Raw genomic sequence first — 14,106 nt, 5'->3', positions numbered from 1 at the left:
CGGTCCGCGCCCGGGCGCCGTGCATCGGCTCGAAGCACGCGGCCGGCTTCTCGGCTCGCTTGGGTGGGCGAGGCCGCAGGCCGCTCGGGGCGGCGTGAGTTCGTCCGGCGAGGCGGCCCAGCGCGGGGCGCGAGGCGGCCCGCGCGGGGGCCGCGCGGGACGCCGGGGACCCGGGGACCCGGCCACGGACGGGTGGGCGACGCGGCCCGAGCCGTCTACCTCCGCATCACCACGGGCTCGTGACGGCGCAGGAGCCGGGAGACGAGGACGCCGAAGGCCACCGACAGCACCAGCAGCATGCCGATGTCGAGCAGCCACACGCCCGCCGAGTGTTCGAAGAGCGGGTCGGAGGTCAGCTCACCGGGCACGAGCCGGCCCAGCCCGACCGTGCCCGCCATCGCACCGAGCGCCCACCGTGCAGGCACCAGCCAGGACAGCTGCTCCAGGCCGGGCACGCCGTCCAGCTTCAGCAGGGCACCGGAGAACACGACCTGGACGATGGCCAGCAGCACCAGCAGCGGCATTGTGACTTCTTCCTTGCGCACCAGCGCGGACACCACCAGACCGAGCATCATCGACGTGAAGGCCAGCAGGGCGACCGCGACCGTGATCTCCACAAGGGGCGGCATCAACACGCCTTCGCCTCCCGGCACGTTGAGATCGACCCCGAGCAGGGCGACCAGCGTGAGCACCACGGCCTGGAGCACGGTGACCGTGCCCAGGACGACGACCTTCGACATCAGGTACGCCGATCTGGACAGGCCCACCGCCCGTTCCCGCTGGTAGATCACGCGTTCCTTGACCAGTTCCCGCACGGCGTTGGCCGCGCCCGTGAGCACGCCGCCGACACACAGGATCAGCAGCGTGTTGATCGCGGACTGCTGCGTCAGCCGGCCGCCGGCCAGGGCGCGGGCCATCGCCCCCATCACGAAGGGCAGGGCGATCATGATGGCCAGGAAGGTGCGGTCGGAACTGAGCGCGGCCGCGTACCGGCGGACCAGCGTACCGAGCTGGGCGACCGGGCTGCGCGGGCTGGCCGGCGGGGTGATGACGACCGGGCCGGACCGGGGCCGCGGGGGCTGTGCGGTGGCCCCGGCGACGTACCGCGCGTACAGGGGCGAGGAGCGGAACCGGCCCGCCCAGTCCCGTTCCCGGTCCCGCTCGAAGGCTTCGAACGCCTCGGGCCAGTGCTCGACGCCGAAAAAGGGCAGCGCCTCCCCGGGCGGCCCGTAGTAGGCCATCTTGCCGCCGGGGGCGAGGATGAGGAGCCGGTCGCACACGTCGAGGCTGAGGACGCTGTGCGTGACGACGATGACGGTCCGTCCGTCGTCGGCGAGGCCCCGCAGCATGCGCATGACCGAGCGGTCCATGCCGGGGTCGAGGCCGGAGGTGGGTTCGTCGAGGAAGAGCAGCGACGGCTTGGTCAGCAGTTCCAGGGCCACACTGACCCGCTTGCGCTGTCCGCCGGACAGGCTGTGCACGTGCTGCCCCGCGCGCTGCTCCAGGCCCAGCTCGCGCATCACGTCGTCGACCCTGGCCCGGCGCTCGGCCTTCGCGGTGTCCTGCGGGAAGCGCAGCTCGGCCGCGTAGGACAGGGCGCTGCGGACGGTCAGCTGGGTGTGCAGGATGTCGTCCTGCGGGACGAGGCCGATGCGCTGCCGCAGTTCGGCGTAGTCGTGGTACAGGTCGCGGCCGTCGTAGAGCACGGTGCCCTGGTCGGCGGGCCGCTGTCCGGTGAGCGCGTTGAGGAGCGTGGACTTGCCGGCGCCGCTGGGGCCGACGACCGCCAGCAGGCACTTCTCCCGCACCGGGAACGACACGTGGTCGAGCAGGGTCCGCCGCCCGCCGTCGACGGCGACCGTGAGGTCCTGTACGTCGAGGGAGACCTCGCCGGTGTCGACGTACTCCTGGAGCGTGTCGCCGACCAGGCAGAAGTCGGAGTGGCCGATGCCGACGATGTCACCGGGGCCCACGCGGGCGCTGGTGACGCGCACGCCGTTGAGGTAGGTGCCGGTGTGGCTGCCGAGGTCGACGATCTCGTAGGTCCCGTCGGGCAGCGTGCGCAGTTCGGCGTGCCGGTGGGAGACGACCAGGTCGTCGACGACGAGGTCGTTGCCGGGGGCCCGGCCGATGCGGACGGGGCGGGCGGGCAGCGGCCGTACGGTGGTCGGCTGCCGGAGGCCGGCCAGGGCCGGCAGCGAGACGGTGTCGGCCGCCGGCGAATGCTCCGGGGCGCGGCGGCTGGTGAGGACCGCGCAGGGCCCGTCCGCCGGACTGCCGAAGTGGATGACGGTGCCGGGGCCGACGTCCCACTCGTGGACGCGGTGGCCGTCGGTGTAGGTGCCGTTGGCGCTGTTGTCGTCCTCGAGCGTCCAGTGGCCGCCCACGGGCCGCAGCACCGCGTGGTGCCACGAGACGCGGGCGTCGTCGATGACGACGTCGCACGAGGGGTCGCGCCCGACGTGGTAGTCGCGGCTCGGACTCATCACGGTGGAGCCCGTGTCGGTCTCCATGACGAGTTCCGGCGCGGTCGGGGCGGCCGGCCGCTTCACCATGCCTGGATTCTACCGATTCGTACACCCCGATGCCTGGGCGGTCGGGGCACTTCCGGCGCCGGGCGGGGACGGCGGTCAGGCGACGTGCACGACCAGTGGCGGGGCCGCGCGCTGCATGCGCAGGGCGTCCACGGACTCGGCCAGCAGCTCGTATTCCGTGGTGTCGTCGCTGGTCGCGACGCGCACCAGCCGTCCCGCGGCCAACTCGTCGGCGACCAGTTCCTGCTGGACGTCGTCGGCGCACCAGGAACGCAGCACGCGGGGCACGTCGGGAGCGTCGTCGGCGACCGGGGTCAGGGCACCGGCGGGTAAGTGCGGGGTGTCGGGCTGCGGGTCCAGGCGCTCGGCGATCCAGGACGCGCGGTCGCGCAGCCACCACAGGGCGAGGGCCAGCGTGGGGGCCCGGTAGGTGCCCAGGGGTACGCCGATGCGCCGGCCGTCGCAGACACCGTAGGCGGTGACATGGCACAGGAACTCGTCGTGCACTGCTCCCCTCCCCCGTCGCCAGCTCGCCTGCCGGTCGGGCCTGGCGTCCGTGCGGCTCGTGTGCTGTGCGTGAGGACGCCGTCGCATGGTGTGAGACGCCCTAGCTGACGAGTATGTTCACTACTGAACCACTGTCACCATGAGTTTCCGGCCAGTCTCCTGGCATATTCACCGCGACAGTTGGCCGAAACCCTGCGGACGGGCTCCCGGAGGGCGGACGCACCGGGCGCGGACGACATGATCTTGATCTGCCGGGGCGACGGCTCCGAACAAAGGGGGAGGGAGCGCGCAGCCTCACCCGGCCGGACGGACGGCCTGCCGTCCGCTGCGGCAGGCAGGTGAATCCGTCAGACGGACGGCTCCAGAGGGATGCGCTCTCCGGGGAGGGGAGCCAGTGTCGAGCTGAGCCGAGGAGGCGCGATGGGTCGTGGAACCGGAGCTCGAACGGAAGGTGACGCTCACGGGCGGCCCGGACGGTCCGCGGACGACTCCAGGCTGGACCAGCTGCTCACCCGCGCCGCCGATGGCGACGAACAGGCGTTCGCCGGGGTGTACGACGCCCTGGCACAGACGGTGATGGGGCTGGCCTGCCGTGTGCTGAGGGACAGGGCCCAGGCGGAGGAGGTGACCCAGGACGTGATGGTGGAGGTGTGGCGCACCGCCCACCTGTTCCGTCCGGAGCGGGGAGCCGCCCGGAACTGGGTCCTCACCCTCGCGCACCGCCGGGCGGTGGACCGGGTGAGGTCCACCGCCACGGGCCGCGCCCGCGAGCTGCGTGCGGCGCTCCTGGAGCAGGAACGGTCCTTCGACACCGTGGCCGAAGAGGTCGAGGTGCGGGAGGAGCAGCGCGTGGTCTTCCGCTGCCTGGCCCAGCTCGCCCGGGAGCTGCGGCTGCCCCTGGTGCTGGCCTACTACGAGGGATTGACGTACGCGGAGGTCGCCGCGGCACTCTCCGCCCCGGCGGGAACCGTCAAGTCGCGGATACGTCAGGGGCTGCGGCGCCTGCACGAGTGTCTGGAGGCGGGTTCGTGAACCGTACCGACGATCCCCACCTCGACGTCGGCGCCTACGTGCTGCACGCGCTCCCGGCCGATGAGGAGGCCGCCTTCGAGAACCACCTGGCCGGCTGTACCTCATGCCGCCTGGAGGCCGAACAGTTGTCCGGGGCGGCCGTTCGGCTGGGCGCGGCCGAGACGAGCGCACCCCCCGCGGACCTGCGCCGCCGGGTGCTCGACCGGATCGGCACCGTACGCCAGGACCGTCCCGGGCCGGTCGCGTCCCGGCGCCGCCGGGAACGGCGTCTTTGGCCGGCGCTGGCCGCGTCCCTGGCGGCGGCCGCGGCTCTCGGAGGTGTCGCCTGGTGGCAGAGCTCGGAGGCCGACACCGCGCGTGAGCAGTCCGCCCTGGCCCGTGCGGAAACCGGACGACTCGCCGACGTCCTGACCGCCCCCGACGCCACGATCACCACCTCGAAGCTGGAGTACGGCGGCAACGCCGCCGTCGTCGCCTCCCGCGGGCAGGACCGCTCGGCGTTCATCGCCTCACAGCTGCCGCCGCTCGCCGGCGACCGGGTCTACGAGCTCTGGTACGCGGACTCGGGGTGGTACCGGCCGGCGGGACTGCTGCCGGCCACGGGCGGACGCCAGTCCCGCGTCCTGGACGGACGGCTCGGCGGAGCCACTGCCGTCTGCATCACGGTCGAACCGGCCGGCGGCTCCCCTCGGCCCACCACCGACATCCTCGCCTTCATCTCCCTTCCCGCGTGACGACACCGGCACGCGCACCGCGTCCGCGTCCGGGAACCGAGTGGGCGGGCGGACTGCCGCGTCACTCCTCGGCCACGGCGACGGCAGCCGCGTACCCCGTCTCCACCGCCACGTCGTGGACCGCCCAGCCCGGCACCGGACAGGGCCCGCACGCGCAGGTGCCGAGGCGGTCGAGGTGGAGGTCACGTGCGAGTCCGGTGCCGAGCCCTTTCAGATACGCCTCCTTGCGGGTCCACACGCGGGCGAAGGCGGCGGGCCGCCGGTCCGGCGGGCACGCCGCGAGCTCGGCGGTCTCCTCGGGATGCAGCATCGTGGCGAGGCCGGCGACGACGTCGGAGGCGGGCAGTGTCTCGACGTCCGCGCCGACGGCCGTTTCCGCGAAGGCGAGAAGGCACAGGCCGTCGGTACGGGAGAGGGAGAAGCACAGGGGCACGCCGGGCACGCCGGGACGGCCGTGCGGGGCCCGGCACAACGGGCACGGCTGCCGGACCAGCGTCACGTCCGACGGCTCGACCCCGAGGTAGGCACCGAGAAGCATGCGCAGGCCCACGTGGGCGACCCGGTAGCCGTCCTGGTCCGCCGGCCGGTGGAGCGCCGCGGCCCGCGCCCGTTCCCGGCTGTCCAGCAGCAAGTCGGCGAGCGGGGCCACGACGCCGCGGAGGTCGTCCACGTACGCCAGCCACAGCCGGGGCCGTCCGGAGCGGGGCGGCTTCGGAGGCCCGGCCCACGTGGCGGGTGTGAGCCGCTCGGGACGCAGGACCGGGCGGTACGCACCCGCGGGGGCCGGCGCCTCGGAGCGTCGCGGAAGGAGGGGGCACATGGGACGCCGCCTTCGGCCGGGAAAGTGCCCGCACCGAGCGGGCGGTCAGGGAAGCAGGCCGTCGGAGGCGTGCTCCTCACGGTCCGTTCGTCCGTCGTCGCGCTCGACCGGCGGGGGGAGCGCGTCGTCGTCGTAAAGGGCCTCCACCCAGTTGCTCTGGTAGATCGTGTCGAGATAGCGCTCACCGAGGTCCGGGGCGATCGCGACGGGCGTGAGGCCCGGCGTCGCGTGCCGGTCGAGCCAGCTCGTCGCCCCGCTGACGACCGTGCCGGTCGACCCGCCGAACAGGAAGCCCCGCTCCGCCAGGTGCCGGCAGGCGCGGATGGCGTCGGCCTCCTCGACGCGGACCGCCTCGTCCACGTACGACTCGTCGAGCAGCGGCGGCCGGACGCTCATGCCCAGTCCGGGGATCATCCGCCGTCCGGGCGGATGGCCGAAGATGGCGGAACCGACGCTGTCCACCGCGATGATCCGCACCGGACGGTGCCAGGCGCGGAACCAGCGCGCGCATCCCATCAGGGTGCCGGTGGTGCCGACGCCGATGAACAGCACGTCCAGCTGCGGGAAGCGGCGGGCGATGGCCGGGGCCGTCCGGCCGTAGTGCGCCCGCCAGTTGTCGGGGTTGGTGTACTGGCTCAGCCACACGTAGCGGTCGTCCGCGGCGCACAGCTCGCGCAGGTGCGCCAGCCGGGCTCCCAGGAGGCCGCCGGCGGCGTGCTCGTCGGAGACGACGTGGACCTGGCTGCCCAGGGCCTCCATCATCAGCCGGGCGGCCAGGTTGCAGCGGGAGTCCGTCACGCAGACGAAGCGGTAGCCCTTGCTCGCCGCGATCACGCTCAGTGCGACGCCGAGGTTGCCGGAGGAGGACTCGACCAGGATGGAGTCCCGGGTGAGGATTCCGTTCCGCTCGGCGGACTCCACCATCTCGGTCGCGGCCTTCAGCTTGATCGAACCGGCGAAGTTGAAGCCCTCGCACTTGAGGAAGAGCCGGTGTCCGGTCATGGGCTCCAGGTCGACGTACAGGTCCTCCTCGTTGAAGGCGTAGGGGACGGATATGACTGGCACGATGTCCTCCTCGTCTGTGACCGCGAGGGCCGTCCGGACGGCCGGCGACGAGCCGTCCTCAGCCGTGCCGGCGCAGTTCGTGGAAGAAGTCGTCGATGATCCTCAGCTCGCCGGAGCGGGCCACCTCGTCGTAGACGAACCTGCCGACCGCGAGGTCGAGCACGCCCAGGCCGAACGGCGAGAAGACCGCCGGGCGGTCGGCCGGGACCGTCACACGGCCGGCCATCACGTCGTCGAGCGTGCCGAGCAGGAAGTCGCGGTTGCCGGTGAGGCGTTCGGTGAGGTGCGGTGAGGTGGCGGCTCTCAGGCAGTGGTCGATGTCGTCGACGACGTTGGTGGCGCTGAGCAGCACCTGCGGCGCGAGGTCGCGCAGCGACACGTGCAGCACCACCGGGTTGTGCCGGAACCACGACGGCTCGGCGATGTGCGGCCGGTCGGCGACGGTGGCGAAGACGATCAGGTCGCTGAGGCGGATCAGTTCCTCGGCGCTGCGGTGCACGGTGACGCGTCCGACGGCTCCGGACTGCTCCAGGTAGGTGCGGAAGCCGGCCGCGCTGCCGGCGGACAGGTCATGCACGCCGATGGTGTCGAAGGACCAGCCCGTGCCCTCCAGGTACGTGTGGATGTAGCGTGCGATCAGCCCCGCCCCGACGAACCCGAGGCGGGCGGGGCGCGGTCGTCCCCTGCTGAGCCGGTCGGCCGCCGACGCGGCGGACGCGGCGGTCCGGGCGGCGCTGATGATCGAGCTCTCCATGCAGGCGAAGGGGTAGCCCGTGGCGGGATCGTTGAGGATGAGCACGGCCGACGCCCGGGGAATGCCCGACGCCACGTTGGCGGGGAAGCTGGATATCCACTTCAGGCCGTCCACCCGGCCCTCACCGCCGAGCGAGGCGGGCAGGGCGATGATCCGTGAAGCCGGCCGGTCGGGGAAGCGCAGGAAGGAGGACGGCGGGTTGACCGTGCGGCCGGCGCCGTGCAGACGGTACGTCGCCTCGACGACCTCCACCACGGTCTTCTCACGGCCCTCGAGCACCTGCTTGACCTGGCTGCCGGGGACGACGGCGAAGGAGGGCACGACCGGGGTGTCCGTCCCGACGGCCGGTTCGCCATCGGGGTGCACGGCGGTCATGCGACTGCCCTCCCCGCCGGCGGCCCGGGCGGATGGGCACGTACGGGGTCGCCCATCGCCACCACGACGTTCCGTGGCCCCCGGTACGCCTCGCGGCTGTGCGCGGTGCGGATGTTGTCCACGAGCAACAGGTCCCCGCGCTGCCAGGACCGGCTCACGGCGTGGGCCTCGTAGGTCGTGTTGATCTGCTCGACGACGTCCGGGGGCACCGGGTCGCCGTTGCCGTAGCGGGTGTTGAAGGGCAGACCGTCCGGGCCGTACTCGTCCACGAGGAACTCCCTGACGTCGGGTTCCATCGTCCACTCGTTCAGGAACGCGATCTGGTTGAACCAGCAGCGCAGGCCGGAGACCGGGTGCCGTACGACGGCGTTCCGGTGCTGCCGCGTCCGCAGTGACCCGTCCGGCTGCCAGGACCAGTCGATCGCGTGGGCGCGGCAGTACGCCTCGACCGCGCCACGGTCGTCGCTGCCGAAGGACTGACTCGGCGTCGCGCCGATCCCGTCGTTGTAGGCCCTGGTGAGCAGCCAGCCCTCCCGGGCGAAACGGTCGACCAGTTCGGCGGGCAGCGCCTGCAGCACGGCGGCCGAGTCGGCCACCGCGGTGGCCCCGCCTTCGACAGGCGGCTCCAGGCAGGCGAACATCATCAGGCCGGGGCACTGAAGGGCGTAGCTGAGCTCGTGGTGCATGCACATGGGCTGGTTGGGCGGCCATGCCGACGACGAGTAGACGCCGTCCGCGTGGCGGTGGCGGGCGGCGAACGCCTCACGTTCGGCCACGGGGTGCTCGGCCACCTGGTGGAGGACCGACCCGACGTCCGCCGGGGTGCTCAGGCCGAGGCCCCGGACGGTGAGCGCGCCGTGCTCGGCGAGGAGTTCGCGCAGCAGGTCCCGTCGGCCGGCCACCCAGGCCGCCGCGTCGGGTGGGCCCTCGGCGTCCAGTACCGGAGGGCCGTCCGGGGCCGGTGCCGCGATGCCCGTGTGGGGTGCGGCCGGTGGCCCGGTGGCCCTGCGCTTGCGGAAGACTGCGGACAGCATGTCGTTCTCCTGTCGTACTGCTCATGTCTCTCGCCCGGGAAGGCGGACCGGCGCGGTGTGCGTGGGACCGTCCGGGACCAGCGGGGACCGGGGCGCCGGGTCGTCCGCGCCGGTCCGGGTGTCGATCAGGCGCGCCAGGTCGGCCAGTACGGGATGCCCGGCGAGGTCGCGCGGGGAGATCGCCCGGTCCAGCGACACCGCGAGCCGTACCGCCGACAGGGAGGTGCCGCCCAGATCGAAGAAGTCGTCGCCCCGGTGGATCCGTCCGGGCGGTATGCCGAGTTCCGCCGCCCAGGCCGCCGCGAGCCGCCGTTCGGTCGGCGTCCGCGGGACACCGCCGGAGTCGTGGGCCTGGCCGTGGTACTCGGCGAGCGCCGAGAGCGCCTTGCGGTCGGTCTTGCCGTTGGCGGTGAGCGGCAGGCGGTCCAACCGGTGGACGGACTCCGGAACCATGTACGCGGGGAGCCGGTCCGCGAGCCGCTCCCGCAGGTCCTCGGCGGTCATCGCGCCTTCGCTCGTGTAGAAGGCGGCCAGCCGGCGGCCGTGGTCCTGCGCGCCTGTCACCACGACCGCGCCGTCCGTGACGCCGGGCACGCGCAACAGCGTGTTCTCGACCTCGCCGATCTCGACGCGGAACCCCCGGATCTTCACCTGCGCGTCCCGGCGGCCGAGGAACTCCAGTTTTCCGTCGGGCCGCCAGCGGCCGAAGTCGCCCCCGCGGTAGAGCCGTTGGCCAGGGCGGTGGGGATCGGCCATGTAGGCGAGCCGGGTGCGTTCGGGGTCGTTGACGTAGCCGCGGCCGACGCACACCCCGGAGAAGACGATGACGCCGGGGGCGCCCAGCGGGACCGGATGCAGATGGTCGTCGACGACGTACTGGTGCACGTTGGCGACCGGCCGGCCGAGCGGGATCCGGTCGGTGGCGGGCGCGTGGTCCATCACCTCGTGGTTGGTGTCGTCGGACGTCTCGGTCAGTCCGTAGGCATTGACCAGTCGCACGGCGGGACCGGTGGCGAACCACCGCCGGACCAGCTCCCCGCGCAGCGCTTCCCCGGTGACGGACACGCACCGCAGGTCCGGCAGGTCGCGGGGAGCGCGTTCCAGCGCGGACAGGATGACGTCGAGGTAGGACGGCACCACCTGGAGGACGTTGACGCGGTCCTCGGTGATCCGGTCCAGGAACCGGTCCGCGTCGAGCACGGCGTCCTGCTCGACCAGCAGTGTCCGCCCGCCCGTCAGCAGCCCCGCCAGCAACTGCCACAGCGAGATGTCGAAGCACTGCGAGGCCGTCTGCGCCACCACGGTGCCCTCGCCGATGCGCAGATCGTCGATCTTGGCGTACAGGTGGTTGAGGAGGCCGGCGTGCTCGCACATCGCGCCCTTCGGCTCTCCGGTGGAGCCGGAGGTGAAGAAGACGTACGCGAGCCGGTCCGCCGCTATGTCCAGGCCGAGGTCGGTTCCGTCGGCGGTCCGCTCGGTGAGGTCCGGGACGAGGAGCCGCCGGGTTCCGGGGAGCGACGTCAGGGCCCGGTCGAGGTGTGTGGTGCTGCCTGGTTCGGTGAGGACGTACGAGCAGTCGGCGCGGGTGAGCACGGTGGCGATGCGGCCGGGCGGGTGGTGCGGGTCGACGGGCAGGTACACGGCGCCGGCCTTGAGGACGCCGATCACGCCGGCCGCCCAGTGCAGGTCGCGCTCGGTCACCACGGCGACCGTGTCCTCGGGACCGGTCCCCTGCGCCAGCAGGGCGCGGGCCAGCCGGTTCGCCCGCGTGTTGAGGTCCCCGTACGTCCAGCGCCGGCCCCGGTGGATCGCGGCGACGGCGTCCGGATGCCTCCGGACCCGCTCTTCGAACAGTTCGTGGAACCGGCGGTCCGGCAGTTCACGGCGTGGCCCCGCCAGTCCGTCGAGCTGGAACCGGAGTTCGTCCGCGGACAGCAGGCTGCGCCGGTGGTGCGGGGCGTCGGGGTCGGCGGCGATCCCCTCGAGTGCGGCGAGATGGTATCCGCCGATCCGGGCGGCGAAGTCGGCGTCCAGCAGATCCGTTCGGTGGCGCACGCGCAGCACGAGCCGGCCGTCCTCCTCACCGGCGGAGACGCCGAGCAGCACGCTGCCGTCCACCGGGACGGTGTTCTCCGGTCCGGCCGGGGCGAACACCGCTTCGGCGCCGGCCGCGGACGGTGCGGCGGGCCCGGGCGACAGCACCGCGGCCTCGGCCCTCGCGGCCTCCAGCACCAGCCGGCGCCATGGGCCGGGCCCGACCGTCAGCTCGAACGGCAGCGGCCCGGCCCGGCCCGGGGCGCGGTAGCCGCTGCGCACCTCGGGATCTCCGGAGAGCGCGGCGAGCACCTTCGCGTGCGCCGCGAGGAGGATCGCGCCGAGCGGCACGCCGAGCTCACGGGCCCGTCCGCGCAGGGCCGCCGTCACCGCGTCGGGGAGGTACCTGACGTGCTCCGCTGCGCCGGCCACCGGTTCGGCCGCCCATCGGGGCACGGCCGTGCAGCCGCCGCCGTCGGCACGGCCGTCGTGTCCGGGGACGCGGGCGTCGGTCGAAGTCGGTGCCGTCACTGCGCACCTCCGGTGTCGTCGAGGGCCGGACGGGCCGGATTCCCCGCCCAGCGGGCGTGCTCGGGGACCGTCTCGCCCTTCATGAGGAAGGAGTCCGCCGCCAGCACGGCGCCGTCGCCGACCGTCACGCCGTAGTGCACGAACGCTCCGACGCCGAGGGTGCAGCCGGCACCGAGCGCGCTGTGGTCGGACTTGAACGTGCCGTCCTCCTGGGAGTGGCACTGCACGACGCTGCCCGCGTTGAGGGTGCAGCCGTCCCCGATGGCGACCATGCGGCGCTCGGTCAGGGCGCAGCCGTCGTCGAAGACGCGGGCGCCGATCCGGACGCCCAGCAGGCGCCAGACGACGCTCTTGAACGGAGTGCCGTCGACGACGTGGAGATACGTCTCCGACGGGACCTTCCAGTACCGCTCGCGGCGCCAGAAGCGCCGGTCGTAGATCGAGCAGAACAGTGGCCCGGGGGGATGCACCGCCGTGACGGCCCGCTCGACGAGGACGAAGTACAGGAGGGTGAACGGCAGCAGGACGGCGTTGGCCAGCGCGATCACCGCCGTGCCCCACACGGGGTACCGGCTCGCGGCGAGCGCGAAGAGCAGGGCGACGCAGAAGACGTACAGCCATCCCGTGAGCAGGTGGTACGCCATGGTGACGGCGTTGTGCCGGTTCTTGGCCGCGAGGCGCCGGCGCAGCCCGTCACCGGCGCCGAGCTCGTCGAAGGTGCTGTCCCGCCGGACCGATCGCGGGATCTCGAAGCACGGAGAGCCGAGCAGTCCCACGTCGTGCCGGAGCGGTCCGCTGACCGGGACGGCCACCTTGGTGGCGAGGAGGCAGTTCTCGCCGGTCCTGCCGCCGGACGGGTAGGCGACCCGGTTACCGACGAAGTTGTGCGCCCCGATCGCGGTCGGCGACAGGCGGAAGGAGGTGCTGGAGTACTCGGCGTTCATCAGGGACAGTCCGTCCGCGACCATGGTGCCGGTGCCGACCCTGCTCAGGTACGGGCTCTCGTGCTTGACCTGCGTGCCGAAGTTCGAGCCGGTCTGCTCCACGGGTGAGAGGTCGTAGCCGATCAGGCGCAGGTAGTGCACGATGCAGGAGCTGTCGCCGAACAGACGCGTCAGGGACCTCCTGTTCGTCATCAGGACGATCGCCCGGTGCACGGCGTGGTGGAACCCGAAGAGCGGGTACGTCCGGCCCGGCTCGACCAGCCTGCGGAGCAGCCGTGGGACGGTGCCGAGCACCGCGAGAGCGGCGAGCACGCCGCCGAAGAAGGCCACGGCGGTGACCACCAGCACGTCGGTGTAGAGCACCGCACCGGCGGACGCCGCCCCGCTCGGCCGGACCGCCGCGGACCCCTCCAGCATCCGGGAGAGCAGCACGCCCAGGAGGCCCACCGCCACCGGCACGTACACCAGCAGCGCCGTGAGCAGCAGCAGGACTCCGTGGACCGCTCGGCGTACGGTGCCGCACCGGGCGGGCTCCACCTCCGGGAAGCCGCCGTCCGCGGGCCGGGCCGGAGACCCGTGCCAGTGCTCGCCGTCCGGGACCGCCTGCCCGGTGTGGAGGCTGGACGCGTGCCCGAGCCGGGATCCGTCGCCGAGCCGGGTTCCGATGTCCAGCACGGTCGCCTCGCTGACGACCGCGCCCGGTCCCAGCGTGACCGGCCCGGTCTCGATCACACCGTCGGCCGCGTGGTAGCAGCTGATCAGCGCGTCCTTGCGGACGAGCGCGCCGTCCCCGACGGTCAGCAGGTCGGCGCAGACGGGTACGGTGCGCGAAAGGATCGTCACTCCTCGTCCGATCCGCGCACCCAGCGCCCGCAGGAGGAGCGGGTAGAGGGGCGATCCGACGAACAGGACCAGCGGGCTCGACCGGATCAGCGTCTTGACCAGCCAGAACCGGAAGTACGTGAGGCTCCAGACGCGGAACCGACGGTCCGTGAACCGGCCGATGAGCAGCCATTTGGCGATCACGGGCAGGGCGCACAGAACGACGAGCAGCGCGGCGCCGAACACGACGCACCGCAGGTAGGCGTCGAGCAGGTGCGTTCCGGCGGAGATCCATTCGTACCCCTGGGCCGTGACGGCGGCGAGGAGGAAGGCGTAACCGAGGAAGGCCAGAAGCTGGAGTACCCCGCACAGCACGTGGTGGGGGCGGCCCGTCGGCGGCGCCGGTGCCGGCGCCCGGCTCCCGGGCAGAGCCGACGGGCCGGGCGTCCCGGCGTCGGGTGGAGCCGGGGTGCCGCCGAGCAGTCCGGCCGCCAGGGCACGCGCGGTCGGATGCCGGTAGACGTCGCGCATCGACACCGGAGGCAGATCCGGCTGCTTCCTCACCCGCGCGCAGAAGTGGGCCATCACCAGGGAGTCGGCGCCGAGATCGTCGAAGAAGTTGCTGTCGACGGGCACCTCGTCCAGGTGGGCGACCTCCGCCAGCAGCCCGGCGAACCGCTCCGCCCCGGCGGACACGACGGGATCCGGCGGCGCTTCGCGAGGCCGGACCCCTGCCCCCGGGTCCGTGACCGCCTCCTGGAGCTCCTGTCCCGTCATGGTGACCCCCTCGGCTGCCGACGGTCGCCTGCCCCTGCCTCGCTAGGTGTTCGTTGCCGGGGGGCCGAGGGATGAGGGTCCGGCCGTACTTCTCGGATCGTGGGCGGATGTCTCACCAGATGGCGCCGGTGTCCGACGCCGAT

At 72.9% G+C, this 14,106-nt stretch carries 10 protein-coding genes; 2 read left to right on the top strand and 8 right to left on the bottom strand.

The features are described from left to right. Positions 1-215: 215 nt before the first annotated feature. Both H0H10_RS27255 and H0H10_RS27250 read right to left on the bottom strand, forming a co-directional pair. A complete protein-coding gene (locus tag H0H10_RS27255) occupies positions 216-2,555 on the bottom strand; it encodes an FHA domain-containing protein (RefSeq protein ID WP_188183778.1) in 2,340 nt (779 codons plus the stop codon). 75 nt (positions 2,556-2,630) lie between these two features. After that, positions 2,631-3,041: a hypothetical protein gene (locus H0H10_RS27250; RefSeq protein ID WP_188183777.1), complete on the bottom strand. Its 411-nt coding sequence runs from the start codon at positions 3,039-3,041 to the stop codon at positions 2,631-2,633. Between the two features lie 420 nt (positions 3,042-3,461). Here H0H10_RS27250 and sigK point away from each other — a divergent pair, with 420 nt between their 5' ends. Beyond that, on the top strand, positions 3,462-4,073 hold the full coding sequence (gene sigK, locus H0H10_RS27245) for an ECF RNA polymerase sigma factor SigK (protein ID WP_188183776.1): 612 nt from the start codon (positions 3,462-3,464) through the stop codon (positions 4,071-4,073). Continuing rightward, positions 4,070-4,807: an anti-sigma factor gene (locus H0H10_RS27240; protein WP_188183775.1), complete on the top strand. Its 738-nt coding sequence runs from the start codon at positions 4,070-4,072 to the stop codon at positions 4,805-4,807. Before sigK ends, H0H10_RS27240 begins: the two co-directional genes overlap by 4 nt. A 61-nt stretch (positions 4,808-4,868) precedes the next feature. On the opposite strand, the gene H0H10_RS27235 is transcribed toward H0H10_RS27240, so the two are convergent. The 6 genes from H0H10_RS27235 to H0H10_RS27210 form a co-directional block, all read right to left on the bottom strand. Further along, positions 4,869-5,477 carry a 4'-phosphopantetheinyl transferase family protein gene (locus H0H10_RS27235; protein ID WP_309141909.1) on the bottom strand — a complete coding sequence of 203 codons (609 nt, stop codon included), beginning with the start codon at positions 5,475-5,477 and terminating at the stop codon, positions 4,869-4,871. 195 nt (positions 5,478-5,672) lie between these two features. Next, on the bottom strand, positions 5,673-6,692 hold the full coding sequence (sbnA, locus tag H0H10_RS27230; protein ID WP_188183773.1) for a 2,3-diaminopropionate biosynthesis protein SbnA: 1,020 nt from the start codon (positions 6,690-6,692) through the stop codon (positions 5,673-5,675). A gap of 58 nt (positions 6,693-6,750) precedes the next feature. Then, the gene (sbnB, locus tag H0H10_RS27225; protein WP_188183772.1) at positions 6,751-7,821 is read right to left on the bottom strand and encodes a 2,3-diaminopropionate biosynthesis protein SbnB; all 1,071 of its coding nucleotides are present in this window, start codon (positions 7,819-7,821) and stop codon (positions 6,751-6,753) included. Further along, positions 7,818-8,855, bottom strand: a complete 1,038-nt coding sequence (locus H0H10_RS27220; protein WP_188183771.1) for a TauD/TfdA family dioxygenase — start codon at positions 8,853-8,855, stop codon at positions 7,818-7,820. The genes sbnB and H0H10_RS27220 overlap by 4 nt, the downstream gene beginning before the upstream one ends. A 21-nt stretch (positions 8,856-8,876) precedes the next feature. After that, positions 8,877-11,420 carry a non-ribosomal peptide synthetase gene (locus H0H10_RS27215; RefSeq protein WP_188183770.1) on the bottom strand — a complete coding sequence of 848 codons (2,544 nt, stop codon included), beginning with the start codon at positions 11,418-11,420 and terminating at the stop codon, positions 8,877-8,879. Further along, positions 11,417-13,963 (bottom strand): Pls/PosA family non-ribosomal peptide synthetase, encoded by a 2,547-nt coding sequence (locus H0H10_RS27210; protein ID WP_188183769.1) that lies wholly within the window; start codon positions 13,961-13,963, stop codon positions 11,417-11,419. Before H0H10_RS27210 ends, H0H10_RS27215 begins: the two co-directional genes overlap by 4 nt. Positions 13,964-14,106: the final 143 nt, after the last annotated feature.

Origin of the sequence: Streptomyces griseicoloratus (assembly GCF_014534645.1) — a bacterium.
Lineage (GTDB): Bacteria > Actinomycetota > Actinomycetes > Streptomycetales > Streptomycetaceae > Streptomyces > Streptomyces griseicoloratus.
The sequence above is the reverse complement of the archived record's forward strand: the minus strand, read 5'-3'. Positions and strand labels throughout refer to the sequence as shown.

What these genes read in the sequence shown, in the direction of transcription:
- H0H10_RS27255 (WP_188183778.1), bottom strand. Translation starts at nt 2,555, where the DNA reads ATGGTGAAGCGGCCGGCCGCCCCGACCGCGCCGGAACTCGTCATGGAG.
- sigK (WP_188183776.1), top strand. Translation starts at nt 3,462, where the DNA reads ATGGGTCGTGGAACCGGAGCTCGAACGGAAGGTGACGCTCACGGGCGG.
- sbnB (WP_188183772.1), bottom strand. Translation starts at nt 7,821, where the DNA reads ATGACCGCCGTGCACCCCGATGGCGAACCGGCCGTCGGGACGGACACC.
- H0H10_RS27220 (WP_188183771.1), bottom strand. Translation starts at nt 8,855, where the DNA reads ATGCTGTCCGCAGTCTTCCGCAAGCGCAGGGCCACCGGGCCACCGGCC.
- H0H10_RS27210 (WP_188183769.1), bottom strand. Translation starts at nt 13,963, where the DNA reads ATGACGGGACAGGAGCTCCAGGAGGCGGTCACGGACCCGGGGGCAGGG.